Annotated in this window: 15 protein-coding genes; 11 read left to right on the top strand and 4 right to left on the bottom strand. The window is 68.5% G+C overall.

Annotation, left to right across the window (positions count from 1 at the left end):
* Positions 1-2: 2 nt before the first annotated feature.
* On the bottom strand, positions 3-806 hold the full coding sequence (locus JOE30_RS14325) for a thioesterase family protein (protein WP_307806183.1): 804 nt from the start codon (positions 804-806) through the stop codon (positions 3-5).
* On the bottom strand, positions 803-1,678 hold the full coding sequence (locus tag JOE30_RS14320; protein WP_027505352.1) for a RecB family exonuclease: 876 nt from the start codon (positions 1,676-1,678) through the stop codon (positions 803-805). Before JOE30_RS14320 ends, JOE30_RS14325 begins: the two co-directional genes overlap by 4 nt.
* Positions 1,679-1,806: 128 nt before the next feature.
* On the opposite strand from JOE30_RS14320, the gene JOE30_RS14315 reads away from it, so the two are divergent.
* Both JOE30_RS14315 and arc read left to right on the top strand, forming a co-directional pair.
* Positions 1,807-2,688 carry a tRNA (adenine-N1)-methyltransferase gene (locus JOE30_RS14315; protein WP_204867433.1) on the top strand — a complete coding sequence of 294 codons (882 nt, stop codon included), beginning with the start codon at positions 1,807-1,809 and terminating at the stop codon, positions 2,686-2,688.
* A 138-nt stretch (positions 2,689-2,826) separates the two neighbouring features.
* Positions 2,827-4,620 carry a proteasome ATPase gene (gene arc / locus JOE30_RS14310; RefSeq protein WP_204867431.1) on the top strand — a complete coding sequence of 598 codons (1,794 nt, stop codon included), beginning with the start codon at positions 2,827-2,829 and terminating at the stop codon, positions 4,618-4,620.
* On the opposite strand, the gene JOE30_RS14305 is transcribed toward arc, so the two are convergent.
* The gene (locus tag JOE30_RS14305) at positions 4,608-5,138 is read right to left on the bottom strand and encodes an NUDIX domain-containing protein (RefSeq protein ID WP_204867429.1); all 531 of its coding nucleotides are present in this window, start codon (positions 5,136-5,138) and stop codon (positions 4,608-4,610) included. The genes arc and JOE30_RS14305 overlap by 13 nt on opposite strands.
* 57 nt (positions 5,139-5,195) lie before the next feature.
* Here JOE30_RS14305 and dop point away from each other — a divergent pair, with 57 nt between their 5' ends.
* From dop to prcA, 4 genes are all read left to right on the top strand, one after another.
* Entirely contained in the window at positions 5,196-6,695 is a 1,500-nt protein-coding gene (gene dop / locus JOE30_RS14300) for a depupylase/deamidase Dop (protein WP_027505356.1), read from the top strand.
* Positions 6,696-6,811: 116 nt separating this feature from the next.
* Positions 6,812-7,003 (top strand): ubiquitin-like protein Pup, encoded by a 192-nt coding sequence (locus JOE30_RS14295; protein ID WP_027505357.1) that lies wholly within the window; start codon positions 6,812-6,814, stop codon positions 7,001-7,003.
* Positions 7,000-7,878 carry a proteasome subunit beta gene (gene prcB, locus JOE30_RS14290; RefSeq protein ID WP_027505358.1) on the top strand — a complete coding sequence of 293 codons (879 nt, stop codon included), beginning with the start codon at positions 7,000-7,002 and terminating at the stop codon, positions 7,876-7,878. Before JOE30_RS14295 ends, prcB begins: the two co-directional genes overlap by 4 nt.
* On the top strand, positions 7,875-8,627 hold the full coding sequence (gene prcA, locus JOE30_RS14285) for a proteasome subunit alpha (protein ID WP_204867427.1): 753 nt from the start codon (positions 7,875-7,877) through the stop codon (positions 8,625-8,627). The genes prcB and prcA overlap by 4 nt, the downstream gene beginning before the upstream one ends.
* Before the next feature lie 22 nt (positions 8,628-8,649).
* On the opposite strand, the gene JOE30_RS14280 is transcribed toward prcA, so the two are convergent.
* Positions 8,650-9,933, bottom strand: a complete 1,284-nt coding sequence (locus tag JOE30_RS14280) for a bifunctional phosphatase PAP2/diacylglycerol kinase family protein (protein ID WP_371831718.1) — start codon at positions 9,931-9,933, stop codon at positions 8,650-8,652.
* A 272-nt stretch (positions 9,934-10,205) separates the two neighbouring features.
* Here JOE30_RS14280 and pafA point away from each other — a divergent pair, with 272 nt between their 5' ends.
* From pafA to tatC, 5 genes are all read left to right on the top strand, one after another.
* Positions 10,206-11,564: a Pup--protein ligase gene (gene pafA, locus JOE30_RS14275; RefSeq protein WP_197027762.1), complete on the top strand. Its 1,359-nt coding sequence runs from the start codon at positions 10,206-10,208 to the stop codon at positions 11,562-11,564.
* A 93-nt stretch (positions 11,565-11,657) separates the two neighbouring features.
* The gene (locus JOE30_RS14270; protein ID WP_204867425.1) at positions 11,658-12,674 is read left to right on the top strand and encodes a YafY family protein; all 1,017 of its coding nucleotides are present in this window, start codon (positions 11,658-11,660) and stop codon (positions 12,672-12,674) included.
* Complete coding sequence (locus tag JOE30_RS14265) at positions 12,671-13,633, top strand: YafY family protein (RefSeq protein ID WP_027505363.1); 963 nt, start codon at positions 12,671-12,673, stop codon at positions 13,631-13,633. The genes JOE30_RS14270 and JOE30_RS14265 overlap by 4 nt, the downstream gene beginning before the upstream one ends.
* A 140-nt stretch (positions 13,634-13,773) precedes the next feature.
* Positions 13,774-14,049 carry a Sec-independent protein translocase subunit TatA gene (gene tatA, locus JOE30_RS14260; RefSeq protein WP_204867422.1) on the top strand — a complete coding sequence of 92 codons (276 nt, stop codon included), beginning with the start codon at positions 13,774-13,776 and terminating at the stop codon, positions 14,047-14,049.
* 145 nt (positions 14,050-14,194) lie between these two features.
* Positions 14,195-15,136, top strand: a complete 942-nt coding sequence (gene tatC, locus JOE30_RS14255; protein WP_204867420.1) for a twin-arginine translocase subunit TatC — start codon at positions 14,195-14,197, stop codon at positions 15,134-15,136.
* Positions 15,137-15,211: the final 75 nt, after the last annotated feature.

Here is a 15,211-nt window from a genome sequence, read left to right as displayed (position 1 = left end):
GCTCAGCTTCGGGCGCGCACCTCGAGCGTCTGGAACGTACGGCCCACCGCTCCCGTCGCGTCGTACAAGGTCGAGGTGCACAGCCCGATACCGTCGTCGCCGATCGCGGTGCGGGCCTGCACACCCACCCATTCGCCGACGGGTTCGCGCACGATCTGCACCGTCAGATCGGTGTTGAGGAACGTCCACTCCGTCGGATCGAGAAGCGCCGCGACGCCGTTGGCGATGTCGGCCACGGCGAACAGTCCGACGATCGGCGACGTCTGCTCGCCGGCCACCACGGGATACCTCGGACGTGCCCACACCCGGCCGGGCTCCGACGCCGTCACCGTGCGGGCGCCCCGGAACTCGAGACTGTCGAGGAACCCGCCGTGCCAGTGGTCCGGAAAGGCCCACCCGGCCTCGGACTCGTCCGGACCGGGCACCAGCGGCGAATCGAGAGTCTGCGCGGCCGCCGAGGTGTCGGTCATCGCCACGCGCCAGGCCGTGGCACGAGCGACTGCCCTGCTCGACCCGTCGGGCAGGTCCGTGACGAGGTCGGCCGACAGCATGGCGACCCGGCGACCGGGGCGTTCGACACGGGCCTGCACAGTGAGTTCTCCGACGGGCACCGGCCCGAGGATCTCCATCGTGACCCGCGCGAGCCGGGTGCCCGGCACCGGCGAACACTGCTCCAGCGCTCGTGCGAGCAGCGCGGACGGGGGAGCGCCGTGTTGCATGGTCTCCGCCCACACACTCGTGGTGAGCCGCGTGGCGCGATAGCGATCGGTTCCCTCGACACGGACGAAGAGTGCATCCTCGTTCACGCCGTGACCTCCGTCGGCTCGCTCGGCCACCCCGGGTACTCGGGCGGAGTGCCGCCGAAGGACGGGCACAGGGCCTGGAAGTCGCACCATCCGCACAGCTTTCCGGGCTTGGGGCGGAAGTCGCCCGTCTCACCGGCGGACCGGATGGCCGTCCAGATGGCGGACAGCGTCCGTTCGAACCGGCGCAGCTCGTCCTCGTCCGGGGCGTAGGTGAGAATCTGGCTGTCCTTCAGGAACAGCAGGCGCAGCTGCGCGGGCACGATGCCGCGCGTGCGCATCAGCACGACCGCGTAGAACTTCATCTGGAACAGCGCCTTGGCCTCGGCGATCTCGCGCGGCGCCTTGCCCGTCTTGTAGTCGACGACGCGCAGCTGCCCGGTGGGCGCGACGTCGATGCGGTCGATGTAGCCGCGCAACAGCACGCCGTCGTCCAGTTCGGTCTCGACGAGCTGCTCGCACGACTCGGGGTCGAACCGTGTGGGGTCCTCGAGCGAGTAGTAGGACGCCACGAGCGACTGCGCCTCCGCGACGAACTTCTCGCGCTCGTGCTCCTCGACGAGATCGGCCGCGTACTCGTGCGACACGACCATCGCGTCCCATTCCTCCTGCACGAGGGTGCCGGCCCGCGTCGAGACCCGGTCCGCCGCGGGCAACGCGTAGAGCGACTCGAGGGCGGAGTGCACGAGGGTGCCGCGCAACTGCGCCTTCGACGGCGGTGCGGGCAGGCGGTCGATGGCCCGGAACCGGTAGAGCAGGGGGCACTGCTTGTAATCCGCTGCGCGCGAGGGTGACAACGCGGGACGACGGCGAGGACGGTCGGGTGCCGCCGCAGCGACGTCGGTGACGACGGGGTCTTCGGTCGAGATACTCACGGCGCCGACACTATGCCCGCTCACCGACACGATCCGGTATCTGCCCTACAGTTCCCCGGGGCGCGTCGCGCCCCGAGAGCGCCCCGCATCGTGGGCAGTACCAGAGTGCACCGGAAAGAGGACCACCCGTGGAACCGACCGACACCGACACGTCTCCGCGCGCGAGCGGACCGTTCCGCGTCGGTGATCGCGTGCAGCTCACCGACGCCAAGGGGCGGCACTACACGGTGGTGCTCGACGCGGCCAAGGAGTTCCACACCCACCGCGGCGGGATCCGCCACGACGACCTGATCGGTGTCGACGAGGGCAGTGTCGTGAAGTCGACCAACGGCACCCCGTATCTCGCTCTGCGTCCGCTCCTCGTCGACTACGTGCTGTCGATGCCGCGCGGCGCGCAGGTCATCTACCCCAAGGACGCCGCCCAGATCGTGCACGAGGGCGACGTCTTCCCGGGTGCCCGTGTGCTCGAGGCCGGTGCCGGTTCCGGCGCGCTGACGTGTTCGCTGCTCCGCGCCGTCGGTCCGCAGGGTCGCGTCATCTCCTACGAGGTGCGCGAGGACCACGCCGTGCACGCGGTGCGCAACGTGGAGACCTTCTTCGGCGAGCGGCCGGAGAACTGGGATCTGGTGATCGACGACGTCGCGGCGTTCGACGTCGCGCGTCACGAGGGCATGGTCGACCGCGTGGTGCTGGACATGCTGGCGCCGTGGGACGCACTCGACGCCGTCGCCGGTGCGCTGGTTCCGGGCGGTGTGCTGATCGTCTACGTGGCCACCGTCACGCAGTTGTCCAAGGTCGTCGAGGCCCTGCGCGCGCAGGAGTGCTGGACCGAGCCGCGGTCGTGGGAGTCGATCGTGCGCGGGTGGCACGTCGTCGGGCTGGCCGTGCGACCCGAGCACCGCATGCAGGGACACACCGCGTTCCTGGTCAGTGCGCGTCGTCTGGCCGAGGGCACCGTCACCCCGAAACCGCAGCGACGGGCCGGTAAGACTCCTACCGAACCCGCCTGACACCCGGGGTTCATGCACCGACCGTGTGGCGTTCGTCCGGTGTCTGTCGGTGGTCGGTGACAGTGTCTGACCACGGTCGTCACACACGTTTGCGTTTCGCCCGGTAGCGTTGAGAAATCGCTTTGGGAGGAGTCCTGCATGAGCCCTACAGACAACCCGGACCAGTCCGCAGTCCTGGCCGAACTCGATGCCCTGCGAGCCGAGGCCACCGTCCTGCGCCGACAACTCGACGCTTCCCGTGGGAGTGCGCCGTCGGCGGACACCCGTAACACCGACGTGCGTGATCTCGAGTCGCGGGTCGACTCGCTCTCCACGCGCAACACCAAGCTGATGGAGACGCTCAAGGAGGCGCGCCAGCAGCTCATCGCGCTGCGCGAGGAGGTCGATCGCCTCGGCGCACCGCCCAGCGGGTACGGCGTCCTGGTGCACACGTACGACGACTCGACGGTGGATGTGTTCACCTCCGGTCGCAAGATGCGCCTGACGTGCTCGCCGAACGTCGACGCCACCGCACTCCGGCCCGGCCAGACCGTGCGTCTGAACGAGGCCCTCACCATCGTCGAGGCCTGCGAGTTCGAACGCGTCGGCGAGATCAGCTCCCTGCGCGAGATCCTCGAGGACGGCAAGCGCGCCCTCGTCGTCGGCCACGCCGACGAGGAACGTGTCGTGTGGTTGGCGACTCCCCTGCAGGAGATGGCCGACGACGAGGCACCGGAGGATCCGGACGGGCCGTCGCGCCGCCTGCGGCCCGGCGATTCGTTGCTGGTCGACACCAAGGCCGGCTACGCCTTCGAGCGCATTCCCAAGGCCGAGGTCGAGGACCTCGTGCTCGAGGAGGTGCCCGACGTCGGCTACGAGGACATCGGCGGCCTCGGGCGGCAGATCGAGCAGATCCGCGACGCCGTGGAACTGCCCTTCCTGCACAAGGATCTGTTCCGTGAGTACTCGCTGCGCCCGCCCAAGGGTGTATTGCTCTACGGGCCTCCCGGGTGCGGCAAGACGCTCATCGCGAAGGCGGTCGCCAACTCACTGGCGAAGAAGATCGCCGAGGCACGGGGGCAGGACGCACGCGACGCGAAGTCCTACTTCCTCAACATCAAGGGCCCCGAGCTGCTGAACAAGTTCGTCGGTGAGACCGAGCGCCACATCCGGTTGATCTTCCAGCGGGCTCGCGAGAAGGCGTCCGAGGGCACTCCGGTCATCGTGTTCTTCGACGAGATGGACTCCATCTTCCGGACCCGAGGGTCGGGTGTCTCCTCGGACGTGGAGACCACCGTCGTTCCTCAGCTGCTGGCCGAGATCGACGGCGTCGAGGGACTCGAGAACGTCATCGTGATCGGTGCGTCCAACCGCGAGGACATGATCGACCCGGCCATCCTGCGCCCGGGCCGTCTGGACGTGAAGATCAAGATCGAGCGACCGGACGCCGAGTCCGCGCTCGACATCTTCTCGAAGTACCTCGACGACTCGTTGCCCGTCAACGCCGACGATCTCGCGGAGTTCGGCGGCGATCGCGCCGCCTGCATCCGCGGCATGATCGAACGCGTCGTCGAGCGCATGTACGCCGAGAGCGACGACAACCGCTTCCTCGAGGTCACCTACGCCAACGGCGACAAGGAGGTCCTGTACTTCAAGGACTTCAACTCGGGCGCGATGATCCAGAACATCGTCGACCGCGCGAAGAAGTACGCCATCAAGTCGGTGCTCGAGACCGGGACACCGGGTCTGCGTGTCGGACACCTCTTCGACTCCATCGTCGACGAGTTCGCCGAGAACGAGGATCTGCCCAACACCACCAATCCTGATGACTGGGCACGCATCTCGGGCAAGAAGGGTGAGCGGATCGTCTACATCCGCACGCTCGTCACCGGCAAGAACGCCAGTGCGAGCCGCTCCATCGACACCGAGTCGAACACGGGTCAATACCTCTGACCGCCCACCTGTAGCAGGGCCGAGACGATCACGCGGGTGTCCGGAACGAAGGGCCACGCGGGATCGTCCAGGTGTGCCAGCACCTCGACGTCCGACCACCACCAGCCGTCCGCGATCTCGGACGGCTGGTGGTGCATCGGCCCGTCATGGCGCACCTCGTACGCGAACAGGTGGCAGCGCACCGTCGCGGCGCCGGATCGTCCCGTCCAGCGGCCGATCACCGGGTCGCCCGTCACGTCCGCGACGACGCCGAGTTCCTCGGTGAGTTCTCGCGAGGCGGTCTGTCGAGGGTCCTCACCGGCATCGACGACCCCACCGGCGAGAACGTCGTGCATCCCCGCGAACACCGACTTGGTCGTCGTACGGCGGTGGACGTACACGCGTGACCCGTCGGTGGATCGCACCAGCACACCGGCACTCGCGTGCCACAGGCCGCGCTCGTACACCTCGGTGCGCGGCGCCGCACCCACCACGTGGCCATGCTCGTCGTACACGGCCACGATCTCGTCGTCAGGCATGCGTCACCGCTCCCACTCGATCAGGGGTCACAGGGTCGATAGCCTAGGGTCGAGAGTATGCAGCGCATCATCGGCATCGAGGTCGAGTACGGAATTTCCTCTCCTACCGAGCCTTCCGCCAATCCGATCCTGACGTCCACCCAAGCGGTGCTGGCGTACGCCGCCGCCGCGGGTGTGCCGCGGGCCAAGCGGACGCGCTGGGACTACGAGGTGGAGTCCCCGCTGCGTGACGCACGCGGGTTCGACCTGGGTCGGTTCAGTGGACCGGCGCCGATCATCGACGCCGATGAGGTCGGCGCGGCCAACATGATCCTCACCAACGGCGCGCGTCTCTACGTCGACCACGCCCATCCGGAGTACTCGGCGCCGGAGGTGCGCGATCCTCTCGACGCCGTCATCTGGGACAAGGCGGGGGAGCGCGTCATGGAAGCGGCTGCGCGCCATGCCTCGAGCGTGCCCGGCGCCCCGCGCCTGCAGTTGTACAAGAACAACGTCGACGGCAAGGGCGCGTCCTACGGCACCCACGAGAACTACCTGATGTCTCGCGAGACCCCGTTCTCCGCGATCATCGCCGGGCTCTCGCCGTTCTTCGCGTCCCGCCAGGTGTTCACCGGCTCGGGCCGCGTCGGCATCGGTCAGTCCGGAGACGAGCCCGGATTCCAGCTCTCGCAGCGCGCGGACTACATCGAGGTCGAGGTGGGCCTCGAGACGACGCTCAAGCGCGGCATCATCAACACCCGCGACGAGCCGCACGCCGACGCCGACAAGTACCGGCGCCTGCACGTGATCATCGGTGACGCCAACCTCGCCGAGATGGCGACCTATCTCAAAGTCGGAACAACGGCCCTGGTGCTCGACATCGTCGAGGCCGGCGTGGACCTGTCCGATCTGCAGCTGGCCCGTCCGGTGACGGCGGTGCACCAGATCAGTCACGACCCGACGTTGCGCCGCACGGTCGCACTGGCGGACGGTCGTGAGCTGACGGCGTTGGCACTGCAGCGCATCTACCTCGAGCGCGTCTCCGCGCATCTCGACGCGCAGGGCGAGAAGGATCCCCGCGCCGCCGACGTCGTCGAGAAGTGGGCGATGATCCTCGACAAGCTCGAGCGCGACCCGATGGACTGCGCGTCCCTCCTCGACTGGCCGGCGAAACTGCGGCTGCTCGAAGGGTTCCGCAACCGAGAGGGACTCGGCTGGTCGGCGCCGCGACTGCATCTCGTGGATCTGCAGTACTCGGACGTCCGCCTCGACAAGGGCCTCTACAACCGACTCGTCGCGCGCGGATCGATGGAACGGCTGGTCTCCGAGCAGGACGTCATGGACGCCGTCTCGAACCCTCCGACCGACACCCGCGCCTACTTCCGCGGCGAGTGCCTCCGCAAGTTCGGCCGCGACATCGCGGCCGCGAGCTGGGACTCGGTCATCTTCGATCTCGGTGGGGACTCGCTGGTGCGCATCCCCACCCTCGAGCCACTGCGGGGGAGCAAGGCCCACGTCGGTGCTCTGCTCGAGTCGGTGGACTCGGCCGCAGAACTGGTGGACCAGCTCACCACCTGATGCTCCGCCCCTGCTGGACGTACGGTGGGTTGTCACCCTGTGACGGCGCATGCTCGGTAGGGTGAAGTTCCGCTGCGTGTCGAGAGAACACGCGGTTCGTGACGAGGAGGTCGGCTATGGCACAAGAGCAGACCACACGCTCCGGCGGTGGCGATGACGACGACGGTTCGGCCGAGGGCGCATCGGGTCAGGAACGACGCGAGAAGCTCGCCGAGGAGACCGACGATCTCCTCGACGAGATCGACGACGTGCTCGAGGAGAACGCGGAGGACTTCGTCCGCGCCTACGTGCAAAAGGGCGGCCAGTGACGGACGCGAACTCCGTTCCCCGTCCCCACGAGAGCGACACCACCCTGCGCTACGGGTCGCCGTTCTCCTCCTTCAGTGAACACCTGCGGGCCTACGCACCGCACCTGTTGCCCGAGAACCGTTTTCGTGCGGATCTTGCTCTGTCCCCGGAGGCGACGATGCAGTCCGACATCGCACCGCACGGCACCACCATCGTGGCCGTCACCTTCGACGGCGGCGTCATCCTCGCGGGTGACCGCCGGGCGACGATGGGCAACCTCATCGCCAGTCGCGACGTCGACAAGGTGTATGTCACGGACGACTACTCGGCCGCCGGGATCGCGGGTACCGCGGGCATGGCGATCGAGTTGGTGCGGTTGTTCGCCGTGGAACTCGAACACTACGAGAAGATCGAGGGCGTCTCCCTCACCTTCAACGGCAAGGCCAACAAACTGTCCTCGATGGTGCGGGCCAATCTCGGTGCGGCCATGCAGGGTCTGGCCGTGGTCCCGCTACTCGTCGGCTACGACCTCGACGCCGCCGACGCCCGCCACGCAGGGCGCATCGTGTCCTACGACGTGGTCGGTGGTCGCTACGAGGAACGGTCCGGCTACCACGCGGTGGGATCGGGATCGCTGTTCGCGAAGTCGGCCATGAAGAAGCTCTACCGCGAGGACATGACCGAGGACGAGGCACTGCGCGTCGCGGTCGAATCGCTGTACGACGCTGCCGACGACGATTCGGCGACCGGCGGACCGGATCTGACCCGCGGCATCTACCCGACGGCGGTGGCCATCGGTGCCGGGGGAGCGAACCTGGTGGGATCGGACCGCATCGAGGCTCTGGCCCGTGCGGTACTGCAGGACCGATCGGAAGAAGGGGGTGCGCGCCGATGACGATGCCGTACTACGCGTCCGCCGAACAGATCATGCGCGATCGTTCGGAACTGGCGCGCAAGGGAATCGCTCGCGGTCGCAGCGTGGTCGTGTTGACCTACGCGGACGGCGTGCTCTTCGTCGCCGAGAACCGGTCCTCCGCACTGCACAAGGTGAGTGAGCTGTACGACCGCCTCGGCTTCGCCGCGGTGGGCAAGTACAACGAGTTCGAGAATCTGCGCCGCGCCGGCATCGTGCACGCCGACACCAAGGGCTACACCTACGACCGTGCGGACGTCACCGGACGATCGTTGGCCAAGGCGTACGCGCAGACGCTCGGCACCATCTTCACCGAGCAGCTCAAGCCGTACGAGGTGGAGATCTGCGTGGCCGAGGTCGGTGCCGTCGACGAGAGCCCCCGGTCCCAGCTCTACCGCATCACGTACGACGGTTCGATCGTCGACGAGGTCGACTTCGTGGTCATGGGCGGTGCCACCGAACCGATCTCGACGGTCCTACGCGAGAAGTACCGCTCCGGGCTCGATCTCGACGCGGCGGTCGCGCTGGCCGTCGGTGCGCTCCAGGACTCCACATCGACGCCGCCGACCAACGGCGCCGCGGGCGAGCCCGCGGAGAAGCGCGTCCTCGAGGTCACGAGCCTCGAGGTGGCCGTTCTCGAACAGACGCGGCCGAGGCGTGCGTTCCGGCGGATCTCCGGTGCGGCGCTCCAGGCACTGCTGCCCCCTGGTTCGGAACCGGCGGGCACCTGACAGAACCGGGTACGAGGCACCGTCACGCGCGCGGCGCGTCGGCGGTGCCCGTCCCGTACAGCGTGAGCAGCGAGGGCCGGGTCCGGTAGTCGAAGGCCCGGCCCTCGCCGGCCACCTCCCCGTCGACCGCCACCGCGACCGTGGTCTGCAGGTTGCGCACCGAGACCGCCGGCACCCGCAGATGTCGGTAGGTGGGCGACGTGCCGAGAGTCCCGGTCATCGCGGCGAGTGCGAGGCGGGTACGCGAGAGCCGCATGTGCGCGCGCAGGAACCGCACGTCCAGCACACCGCTCGCGATCGACGGCCGCGACATGGGCACCTGATCACCCGGCGTGTAGGTGCCGTTGCCGACGAACATCATCCACACCGAGTCGCGCCGCCCGTCGATCTCCACCTGCATCGGCTCGGCCACCGCCAGGACGGCCACCATCGCGGCCGCGGCCGCGGGCCACTTCCCGATGCGTGAGCTCCACTTCTCCCGCAGCCGAACCGAATCCGGGTAGCCCCCGATGCTGGCGGTGTTGACGAAGAGGATCTCCTCATCGCCGTCGATGCTCACACCGCCGAGGTCCACCCGGCTGGACGCGCCGCGAGTGACGGCGTCCGCGGTGACCGACACCTCGACCGCGCCGACGTCCCGAGCGAAGTGGTTCAGCGTGCCGCCGGGGAACACCGCGAGAGGAAGCCCTGTCTGCACCGCGGCAGCGACGGCGGCAGCCACCGTGCCGTCGCCTCCGCAGACTCCGAGCGCGAGCGCGTCCGACCCTGCGGCACGGACGAACTGGGCGATGAAGTCCTCGTCGGCGTCCGGCTCGAGGAACCGCGCCCTCGGCAGGGCCTTCGCCACGTCGGCGACGACCTCCGAGTTGTGGGTGCCCGCGCCCGGATTGACCAGCACGAGCATCCCCTCACCCTCGTGCAGGGCGGGCGCGAGACCCGAGGGGCCCAGCTCGGCCGACTCGGTGGAGCGCACGGCCCACCAGCGGCGGGTCGACAGAGCGACCGCGACCCCGAGCGCCGCGCCCACCACCACGTCCGACGGCCAGTGCACACCGACGTGCACTCGCGAGTACGCGACCGTCGCGGCCAGCGGGGCGACCAAGAGCCCGGCGAGCGGAGCCTCCAGCGCCACGCCCGTCGCGAACGCCGCGGCGGAGGCGGCGTGGCCGGACGGGAACGACGACGACACGGGCGGGGTCATGATCCGCCGGAGCGCGGGGACCGACGCGGCCGGTGGACGATCGCGGGGGAGCAGCGGCTTGAGCACCCCGTTCGCGAGCGAGCTGGCGCCCACGACCGCGAGCATGCCGCGTACGGCACCGCGTCGTCGGGGGCCGCCGGACGCGGCGAGCGCCGACGCCACGATCGCCCACAGAACGCTGTGATCGGCGAGCCCGGTGAGCGTGCGCAGCGCCGGGTCCAACCCCGACGGTCGCGACGCGAAACTGGCCTTCACCAGCGCCAGATCGACGGAACGGGTACGGCCGCGCAGCGATCGGGGATTCACCTGCGCCACACTACGGCTGCTGCGGGCTCGGGTAGCCGATGCGGCGGTCGATGCCGTTGTACTGTCGAAGTGTGCAGCGACGAATCATGGGGATCGAGACCGAGTTCGGTGTGACGTGCACGTTCCACGGGCACCGTCGACTCAGCCCGGACGAGGTGGCCCGGTATCTGTTCCGGCGCGTCGTGTCCTGGGGACGCAGCTCCAACGTGTTCCTGCGCAACGGTGCGCGGCTCTACCTGGACGTCGGATCCCATCCCGAGTACGCCACTGCCGAGTGCGACAGCCTCCTGCAGCTGGTCACGCACGACCGTGCCGGTGAGCGTGTTCTCGAGGACCTGCTCATCGATGCAGAGCAACGTCTCGTCGAGGAGGGCATCGGCGGCGACATCTACCTGTTCAAGAACAACACCGACTCCGCGGGCAACTCCTACGGCTGCCACGAGAACTACCTCGTGGTGCGCGCCGGCGAGTTCTCCCGCATCTCCGACGTGCTGTTGCCGTTCCTGGTCACCCGCCAGCTCATCTGCGGCGCGGGCAAGATCCTGCAGACGCCGAAGGCCGCCACGTTCTGCCTGTCGCAGCGCGCCGAGCACATCTGGGAGGGTGTGTCGTCCGCGACCACGCGCTCGCGGCCCATCATCAACACGCGCGACGAACCGCACGCCGACGCCGAGAAGTACCGTCGCCTGCACGTCATCGTCGGCGACTCCAACATGGCCGAGCCGACGACCATGCTCAAGGTCGGCACCGCAGCGCTCGTCCTGGAGATGATCGAGGCGGGCGTCTCGTTCCGAGACTTCGCCCTGGACAACCCGATTCGCGCCATCCGCGAGGTGTCCCACGACTCGACGGGTAGGCGTCCTGTCCGTCTCGCGGGTGGACGGCAGGCCAGTGCACTCGAGATCCAGCGTGAGTACCACGCGCGCGCCGTCGAGCACCTGCGCAACCGGGAGCCCGACGCGCAGATCGAGCAGGTCGTCGACCTGTGGGGCCGCACCCTCGACGCCGTCGAGGCGCAGGACTTCGCCAAGGTGGACACCGAGATCGACTGGGTGATCAAGCGCAAGCTGTTCGATCGCTACCAGGACCGGTACTCGATGGACCTGTCCGACCCGAAGATCGCCCAGCTCGACCTCGCCTACCACGACATCAAGCGCGGCCGCGGCGTCTTCGACGTGCTCCAACGCAAGGGTCTGGTCAAGCGCGTCACCGAGGACGACCAGATCGACGAGGCGGTGAACACGCCGCCGCAGACGACGCGCGCGAAACTGCGCGGCGAGTTCATCAGCGCCGCACAGGAGGCGGGCCGCGACTTCACCGTCGACTGGGTGCATCTCAAGCTCAACGATCAGGCCCAGCGCACGGTGCTGTGCAAGGACCCGTTCCGCTCGGTCGACGAGCGTGTGGAGCGCCTGATCGCGTCGATGTAGAGGCCGACGGTCCTCCTTCTCCACAGGAGTCCCGTCCTCCCCACCCCGGCGATGCGCACGGGTGGGGAGATGCTCAGCCACTAGGCTGGGTCGGTGGCGATCTCCAAAGTCGAGCGGTTGATGAACCTCGTCATCTGCCTGCTCTCGACACGGCAGTACCTGACCGCCGAGCGCATCCGCGAGTCCGTCGCCGGATACGAGGACTCGGCGAGCGACGAGGCCTTCAGTCGCATGTTCGAGCGCGACAAGAACGAATTGCGCGATCTCGGCGTCCCGCTCGAGACCGGCCAGATCTCGCGCTTCTCGACGGTCGAGGGATACCGCATCAATCGCGATCGGTACGAACTTCCCGACATCGACCTGGCCAGCGACGAGGCCGCGTCGGTCGCCGTGGCCGTCCAGCTGTGGGAGTCGCCCGAGCTCACCTCCGCCGCGCAGAGCGCGATGCTGAAGTTGCGCGCCGCGGGCGTGCAGGTGGACACCGAGAACTCGCCGGCCGCCGTGACCGCCGTTCCGTCCCGCAGTCGAGGTTCCGAGCCCGCACTGGGCAAGCTGCTCGCCGCGATCGATGCCGGCCGGTCCGTACGGTTCTCGCACCGCTCCACCCCGGCCGCTCCCTTCCGTGAGCGCACCGTCGAGCCGTGGGGAGTGGTCACCCACTCCGGACGCTGGTACCTCGTGGGACACGACACCGAGCGCGACGCCGTCCGTACCTTCCGCCTGTCGCGGATCGGGGACGACGTCGTGGCCTTCGGTCCGGTGGGATCGGTGCGCAAGCCCGACGACGTCGATCTCGGTGTCATCGTGGCCCGCGCCGCCGCGAGCGGCGACGTGGCGGGCAGCGCCGACGTCTGGGTGTCGGAGGGACGCGGTCTCGAACTGCGCCGACTCGGCACGGAGGTGGAGACCCGTGACCTCGTGGGGCGCCGCGGTTCCGTGGTGCGCATCCCGGTGCGGTCGTGGGAGTGGATCGCCCGGGTGGTCGCCGGCCACGGCGCCGACGCGATCGTGCTGTCGCCGACGGAGCTTCGCGACATCGTCGTCGGCACCCTGTCCGAGAGCGCGCACCGCGCGCCGACCGACGCCGTCTCGCCCGGGAGCAGCTCATGAGTGTTCGCCTGTCCTCGCGCCTGGCCCGGCTGCTCAACCTCGTGCCCTACTTCATCGCCAATCCGGGTATCAGCGCGGCCGACGCCGCGGCCGAGCTCGGGGTCACGACCAAACAGCTGATGGACGACCTGAACCAGCTGTGGATGTGCGGACTGCCCGGATACGGTCCGGGCGATCTCATCGACCTGTCGTTCTCCGAGGACAGCATCGAGGTCACGTTCTCCGCCGGTATCGACAGGCCGCTGCGCCTGACGTCCACGGAAGCGACCGCGCTGCTCATCGCGTTGCGGTCACTCGTCGAGATGCCCGGCATGGTGGACCCGTCCGCGGCGTACCGCGCCATCGCCAAGATCGAGGCCGCGGCGGGTGTCGCGGCGGCCGAGGGGCCGGACGACACGCCCGAGCCGCAGGAGAGTCCCAGCGTCACGACCGTCCGGGGGGCGCTCGCCCGCGGTCGCGCGCTGCACATCACGTACTACTCGGCATCGCGGGACGTGGTGTCCGAGCGCACCGTCGATCCGTTGCGCATCGTCCTCGTCGACGATCAGAGCTACCTGCAGGCATGGTGCCGCGACGCGGAGGGCGTCCGGCTGTTCCGGCTGGACCGCATCGATGCCGCGACCGAGCTGGACGAGCCGTCCGCACCACCCGAGCAGGCCCGGACCGGTGGGGACGCACTCGATCTCTTCCACGACGATCCGTCACTGCCGCTCGCACGGCTCGTCGTCGCGCCCGACCACGTGTGGATCCTGGACTACTACCCGATGACGCAGACCGCTGCGCACGACGACGGCTCGATCGAGGTCTCGATGCGATTCGCCACGCTCGACTGGATGAGCCGCCTGGCGCTGGGGCTGGGATCGGGAGTGCGTGTGCTCGGACCGCCCGCACTGGTTCGTGAGGTCACCGCTCGGTCGCGCGACGCCCTCGATGTCTATCGCGCCGTCTCGGGAGCCTGACCGGCCGATCCGGCCTCGTCGAGACATGCAGGACTCGTCCGGTGAACTCTGGGCGAACGGTCGGAACGCGGGTACACCGGACACCGGGTGAGAGCCCTCAGGTCCGGTAGCATCGAGTCCACCGAAACTGGGAGGTTTTCATGGGTGCGTTACAACCCTGGCACTGGATCGTTCTGATCGTCGTGCTCGTACTGCTGTTCGGATCGAAGAAGCTGCCCGAGGCCGCACGTGGCCTGGGACGCTCGATGCGCATCTTCAAGAGTGAAGTTCAGGAGATGCAGAACGACGGCAAGAAGCCGGACACCACCACGAACACGGCGCCGGCACCGCAGTCGCAGTTGCCGTCCCCGAACACGGTCAGCCCGACCGTCGCGTCGACCGAACCGACGCACGAGCAGCACCCGCGCTCGGCCTGACACTCGCAGGCACCACGGTCGGGGCGATTCCGCCTCGGCCGTTTCGTGGGTGGTGACCGAGGTTCGCGCCCGCTACGGCGTGCCCCCCCCCCCCCCCCGGCACCCGTCACCTCTACACAGTCAAGTGGACAGGCGAAGAGTCACCGTGCGCATACCGTTCGATCCGCGACAGCGCAGGCGTCGCGTCAATCCCGACGGCACCATGTCGTTGGTGGAGCACCTCTACGAGCTCCGCACGCGACTGTTGTGGTCGATGCTCGCGATCGTCCTCACCACGATCGTGGGCTTCTTCTGGTACTCGCACTCACTTCTGGGCATCGAGTCGCTCGGTGACCTGCTTCGTGGGCCGTACTGCTCGCTCCCGTCAGAGAGTCGAGCCGAGCTCACCGACGACGGCACGTGTCGGCTGCTCGCCACCGGACCGTTCGAGCAGTTCATGCTCCGGTTCAAGGTGGCCATCACCGCGGGCGTCGTTCTCGCGTGCCCCATCTGGCTCTACCAGGTGTGGGCGTTCATCACCCCGGGTCTCTATCGCCAGGAACGGCGCTACGCCATCTCGTTCGTCACGGCGGCGGCCGTGCTCTTCGTCTCCGGCGCCGTCCTCGCCTACATCGTCGTCGCGAAGGCCCTACACTTCCTGCTGACCATCGGCGACAACGTCCAGGTCACCGCTCTCAGTGGCGCCGAGTACTTCGGCTTCGTCATCAACCTGCTCGTCATCTTCGGCGTCAGCTTCGAGATTCCGCTCCTGATCGTCGCTCTCAACGCCGTCGGCGTCCTCAAGTACGAGAAGCTCCGCGGCTGGCGTCGCGGGCTCATCTTCGCGATGTTCGCCTTCGCCGCCGTTGTCACGCCCGGCGGTGACCCCTTCTCGATGACCGCGCTGGCGCTGGCGCTCAGCATTCTCGTCGAGTTCGCCATCCAGATCGCGCGCATCAACGATCGACGGCGCGCACGGCGCGAGACCGAGGAGTGGGGGAACGTCTCCGACGACGAGGCGTCGCCTCTCGACACCTCCGCCGCCCCGGTCGGCAGTCCCGTCCCGGTGCGGCACGACGCCGACGCCGACTACTCCGACACTCTCTGAGGTGCCCACGCTGTCTGAGTGACCCCCATCGGCGGACACCCTCTAATCTGGAGTCGTGGCCAATCACAGCGGGCA

The sequence above is a fragment of the Rhodococcus sp. PvP016 genome, from assembly GCF_017832185.1.
GTDB lineage: Bacteria > Actinomycetota > Actinomycetes > Mycobacteriales > Mycobacteriaceae > Rhodococcoides.
The sequence above is the reverse complement of the archived record's forward strand: the minus strand, read 5'-3'. Positions and strand labels throughout refer to the sequence as shown.